Origin of the sequence: Micromonospora maritima, from assembly GCF_902825405.1 — a bacterium.
GTDB lineage: Bacteria > Actinomycetota > Actinomycetes > Mycobacteriales > Micromonosporaceae > Micromonospora > Micromonospora maritima.
The window spans coordinates 1-5,256 of sequence record NZ_CADEAU010000375.1 but is presented as its reverse complement, the minus strand read 5'-3'; the positions used below and the strand labels follow the sequence as shown (position 1 = coordinate 5,256).

The 5,256-nt window shown below is 73.6% G+C and carries 5 protein-coding genes; 2 read left to right on the top strand and 3 right to left on the bottom strand.

Going from position 1 to position 5,256, the window contains the following annotated elements; genetic code table 11:
• The coding region (locus HUW36_RS24790) for a hypothetical protein (protein WP_174530372.1) at nt 1-1,030 on the top strand (1,030 nt) is incomplete at its 5' end.
• 272 nt (nt 1,031-1,302) lie between these two features.
• Nucleotides 1,303-2,925 (top strand): chaperonin GroEL, encoded by a 1,623-nt coding sequence (gene groL / locus HUW36_RS24785; RefSeq protein WP_018787968.1) that lies wholly within the window; start codon nt 1,303-1,305, stop codon nt 2,923-2,925.
• Between the two features lie 69 nt (nt 2,926-2,994).
• On the opposite strand, the gene HUW36_RS24780 is transcribed toward groL, so the two are convergent.
• From HUW36_RS24780 to HUW36_RS24770, 3 genes are all read right to left on the bottom strand, one after another.
• The gene (locus HUW36_RS24780) at nt 2,995-3,237 is read right to left on the bottom strand and encodes a hypothetical protein (RefSeq protein WP_174530371.1); all 243 of its coding nucleotides are present in this window, start codon (nt 3,235-3,237) and stop codon (nt 2,995-2,997) included.
• A gap of 62 nt (nt 3,238-3,299) precedes the next feature.
• On the bottom strand, nt 3,300-4,226 hold the full coding sequence (locus HUW36_RS24775; RefSeq protein ID WP_174530370.1) for a GNAT family N-acetyltransferase: 927 nt from the start codon (nt 4,224-4,226) through the stop codon (nt 3,300-3,302).
• Nucleotides 4,227-4,269: 43 nt separating this feature from the next.
• Nucleotides 4,270-5,256: S8 family serine peptidase (locus tag HUW36_RS24770; protein ID WP_174530369.1), on the bottom strand; the 987-nt coding region annotated here is incomplete at its 5' end.

The following is a 5,256-nucleotide window of genomic DNA, read 5'->3' as shown; positions in this document are numbered from 1 at the left end:
GCCTGCCCCCGGCTGGGCCGGGCCCGAGGGTGCCACGCCTCCACCCGGCTGGTCGCCGTCGGTGGGTGACCCGTCGACCGGCTGGGGTTGGCCGGCCGGTGGGCCGGGGTACCCGGGCCAGCCGATGCCCGGCGCGCCCTACCCGGCCCAGCCGACGCCCGCCGGCCACTACGGCTGGTACCCCGCCGTCGACCCGGACGACCCGTTGGTCACCCCGCCGCACGCGGGTGTCGCCGGCTGGTTCGCCAGGTGCACGGGTACGGTGCGGCGCAGTTGGCGTCAGCTGCTGCCGATCGTGCTGCTCACCCAGTGCGTCCCGGCCGCGATCATTTCGGTCCTCTCGCTCTACCTGGTGCCCACCGACGAACCGGTGACCGGGCCGGACGGCGCGCCGGTGCTGCCTGACGGCTACCTGGAGCACGTGTTCGCCTTCTACGGCGTGGTCATGCTCGCCGCGCTGCTCTTCGGCCCGGTGCAGGCCGCCGGCTGGGGCGCGGGCACGTGGGTGGTCGCCCGGCAGGCGGCAGGTGAGCCGGCCGGTCTCGGGGCGGCCCTCCGGTACGGACTGCGCCGCGCGCTCGGTCTCTGGGGCTGGACCATCGTGGCCTCGCTGCTGATCACCGTGGGTGCCTGCCTCTGTCTGCTGCCCGGCGTCTACGTCGGATTCGCGGTCGCCCTGTTCGGGCCGGTCTACCTGTTCGAGCGGCAGGAGCCGATCGGGCGGGCCTGGCGGATGTTCCACCAACGCTTCGGCATGGTGTTGGGCCGGGTCGCGCTGGTGATGTGCGCGCTGCTCGCGGCGACCGTGCTGGACCTGGTGGTCAGCACCGTCAGCGGGGTGGTGTTCGGGGCCGACCCGACAAGCGCGCCGGGCACCACCGTCGGTGCGGTGGCGCTGGCCGTGGTCGGTGCCGCGCTGGCCGCGCCGGCCTACCTGGCGCAGCTGGTCGGGCTGGTCGTCGCGTACGCCGAACAGCGAGCGCAGGAAGGCCCGGTGAACGCGGCCCGACTGGCGGCGGAACTCGGCTGAGCGGGGCCGTCGTGCTTGCACTCGGCTAGGGAGAGTGCTAAACAAGTCATTGGCACTCGCGTACGGTGAGTGCCAGAAGGTCGGGGCGGTAGGGCCACGGCCGCGCCGGTGCCCCAGGGGCGCCGGAGTGGCACGGGCCGGTCGTCGCGGGCTGTCCGGCCCGACCGAGGAGACGTCGTCGTCGCCAGGTGGCGACGTCCCCAAGGTGCGTACACCAGACGGCCCATCCGGGCATCCGGATGGCCCGTGAGTGTCCAGGAGGACAACGCCGTATGGCCAAGATGATCGCGTTCGACGAAGAGGCGCGCCGCGGCCTCGAGCGGGGCATGAACCAGCTCGCCGACGCCGTGAAGGTGACCCTCGGCCCCAAGGGCCGCAACGTCGTGCTCGAGAAGAAGTGGGGTGCCCCCACCATCACCAACGATGGTGTGAGCATCGCCAAGGAGATCGAGCTCGAGGACCCGTACGAGAAGATCGGCGCCGAGCTGGTCAAGGAGGTCGCGAAGAAGACCGACGACGTCGCCGGTGACGGCACGACGACGGCGACCGTCCTGGCCCAGGCCCTGGTCCGTGAGGGTCTGCGCAACGTGGCCGCCGGCGCCAACCCGATGGCCCTGAAGCGGGGCATCGAGGCCGCCGTCGCCAACGTCTCGGAGGAGCTGCTCAAGCTCGCCAAGGACGTGGAGACCAAGGAGCAGATCGCCTCCACCGCCTCCATCTCCGCCGCCGACCCCAGCGTCGGCGAGATCATCGCCGAGGCGATGGACAAGGTGGGCAAGGAAGGCGTCATCACCGTCGAGGAGAGCAACACCTTCGGCCTGGAGCTCGAGCTCACCGAGGGCATGCGCTTCGACAAGGGCTACATCTCCGCCTACTTCATGACCGACCCGGAGCGTATGGAGGCCGTCTTCGACGACCCGTACATCCTGATCGTCAACAGCAAGATCTCGTCGGTGAAGGACCTGCTCCCGATCCTGGAGAAGGTCATGCAGTCGGGCAAGCCGCTGCTGATCATCGCCGAGGACCTGGAGGGCGAGGCTCTCGCCACCCTGGTCGTCAACAAGGTCCGGGGCACCTTCAAGTCGGTCGCCGTCAAGGCGCCGGGCTTCGGTGACCGCCGCAAGGCCATGCTGACCGACATCGCCATCCTCACCGGTGGCCAGGTCATCAGCGAGGAGGTCGGCCTCAAGCTGGACGCGACCGGCCTCGAGATGCTGGGCCGCGCCCGCAAGGTCGTGGTGACCAAGGACGAGACCACCATCGTCGACGGTGCCGGCGACGCCGAGCAGATCCAGGGCCGGGTGAACCAGATCCGGGCCGAGATCGACAAGAGCGACTCCGACTACGACCGGGAGAAGCTGCAGGAGCGTCTGGCCAAGCTGGCCGGCGGTGTTGCGGTGATCAAGGTCGGCGCGGCCACCGAGGTCGAGCTGAAGGAGCGCAAGCACCGCATCGAGGACGCCGTCCGCAACGCGAAGGCCGCCGTCGAGGAGGGCATCGTCCCGGGTGGTGGCGTCGCGCTGGTGCAGGCCGGCAAGACCGCCTTCGACAAGCTGGACCTGGCCGGCGACGAGGCGACCGGCGCGCAGATCGTCAAGATCGCGCTGGACGCCCCGCTGCGGCAGATCGCCGTCAACGCCGGCATGGAGGGTGGCGTCGTCGTCGAGCGGGTCCGCAACCTCGACCCGGGTCACGGCCTCAACGCCGCGACCGGCGAGTACGTGGACCTGCTGGCCGCGGGCATCATCGACCCGGCCAAGGTGACGCGTTCCGCGCTGCAGAACGCCGCCTCGATCGCCGCGCTGTTCCTCACCACCGAGGCCGTCGTGGCGGACAAGCCGGAGAAGACCCCGGCCGCCCCGGCTGGCCCGGGTGGCGGGGAGATGGACTTCTGAGTCCAGCTCCGTCCAGTACGCCGAAAGGGGGCGGGCCGCGTCAGCGGTCCGCCCCCTTCCGCGTACGCGTCAGGTGGGCAACGGGCGTTGGTTGCGCCGCTTCTGCGCCCGGTCGTACGGGGGCGGCAGCCACCTCGGCTCGTCCACCGGTTGCCGAGGTTCCTCCACGGGTGGCTGGTCGGCCCCGGCCGTCTCGGCGAGCTGCTCGGCGTCGCCGACGTCGAGCCGGTCGAACGGGAGCTGCCCGGGAAGCTCGCCGGTCGGCCGCCGGCCGGTGGTCGGGTCGTCGGCCCGTTCGTCATCCGCGGTCATGCACCGCCTCCTTCTGCCTACCGACCGTAGGGCTCGGCCGGAGCCGTGGAGGGTGAACGCCGTTATGCCCCTTTGATGGCTTTCCGGTAGAGGAAGAAGACGCGTTCGATCCGGGCGCCCGCCGCCCCGGAGTAGAACGGCACCGGGCCCACCCAACCGATCTGGGCCGCGCCGATCCCGGCCGCCGCCTGGTCCCGCAGGCAGCGGCGCAGCAGCACCCCGCCGATGCCGGACCCCTCGGCCGCCGGGGCGGTGCCCATCGGGCCGAACCAGCTCGGCCGCGCCGACCCCCAGGCGGCGAAGCCGAGGATCTCCCCGTCCCGCTCGGCCAGGTGCGCGCCCGCGTCCGGACGGCCCAGCGAGCCGGCCAGCTCACCGTCCCAGGTGCCGCCGAACGTGGCCCGGGCGAACGCGGCCAACGCCGGCAGGTCCGCCGGTCCGGCCCGGCGTACGGTCACACCCCGCCCGGCCAGCCGCTGCTCGGCGGCCTCCGTTGAGCGCAGCGCCGGCGACCCCTCGGCCAGCTCGGCGGTCATGTTCCAGGCCGTCCGGTCCTGCCGGAAGCCGAGCCGTGACGCGGCGCAGACCGCCGGGGTGTAGCGCACGTCGATCCCCGGCCAGGCGTAGTGCGGCGGGTTGCCGGCCAGCAGCAGCTCGGCGCCGCCGAGCGCGCCCAGCCGGGCCTCCGCCTCGGCGAGCAGCGCGCCACCGACCCCCTGGCGGCGTTCCGCCGGGGCCACCGCGACCAGGTCGACGTGGCCGAGCCGAAGATCGGTCGCCGACAGCGACCCCACCAGCACCCCGACCAGGCTGCCGTCGCGCACCGCGCCGAGCCGCAGCACCGTCCGGTCGGCCGCGGCCCGATCGGCGACCGTGGTCACCACGGCGGCCGCCTCGGCCGCGTCCTCCGGCAGGTCGAGCGACCGCCGGCAGAGGTCCACGACCTCGGGCAGCCGGTCCCGGCCCAGCTCGACGATCTCCACGTCCATGGTCGCCGACCCTAGGTCATCGGCGCGGCATTGGACAGGGTTCCTAACCGCTGGTGGCCGCCCGCACCGCCGCGTACGCGTCGACCAGGCCCGCGCCGACCAGGTTCCGGGTGCCCCCGCAGGGCGCGCCGGCCGGCACCGAGGCCGGGGTGGCCGTGTCGGCGAGGATCCGCCGGGTCCGGTCCAGGTCGCCGACCAGCGCCGGGTTCGCCGACCACATCAACGCCACCACGCCGGCCACCTGGGGAGTCGCCATCGAGGTGCCGTCCAGGGTGGCGTAACCGCCGCCGGGGAACGCCGACGGCACCGCCGCGCCGGGAGCCACCAGGTCGGGCTTGTCGGCCCCGCCGGCCGGGCCCCGACTGGAGAAGTCGGTGAGCCGGCGGTTCCGGTCGACCGCGCCGACCGTGAGCACGTCCGGGTACGGCGCCGGCGCGTCCACGATCGACCCGCAGTACGGGCCGGTGTTCCCGGCCGCGGCCACCACCAGGATGCCGGCCGCGGCCAGCGCGGCGGTGGCCGGGCGCAGGGCCCCCGGGTCGCAACCCTCCAACGGCGGGCAGCCCCACGAGTTGGTCAGCACGTCCGGCGCGCGCGCCGGACGACCGTCGGTGAACGGGTCCCCGCCGGTCGGGAACGGCGCCAGCATGAACTGGAGGCAGTCGAGGTAGCGGGCCGGACTGCCCAGGTTGCGGTCCAGGTTCACGCAACCCACCCAGCGTGCGCCGGGCGCCACCCCGATCCCGTCGCGGCCCACGGCACTGCCCAGCGTGTGGGTGCCGTGGCCGCCCCGGTCGGCCGGCGTGCGGCGGTGCTCCCACGGGTCGTACCAGGAGTCGTCGCCGCCCCGGAAGCCGGCGGCCAGTGCCGGGTGCCGGCCGTCCACCCCGGAGTCCGAGCTGCCCACCACCACGCCGGTGCCGGTGACGCCCAGCTCCGACCAGACCCGGTCGGCGCCGATCAGCGACACGTTCCAGCTCGGACCGGTCGGCGCGGGCGCGTCGCCCCGGGCCGGCGGCGCCGCCGCGGG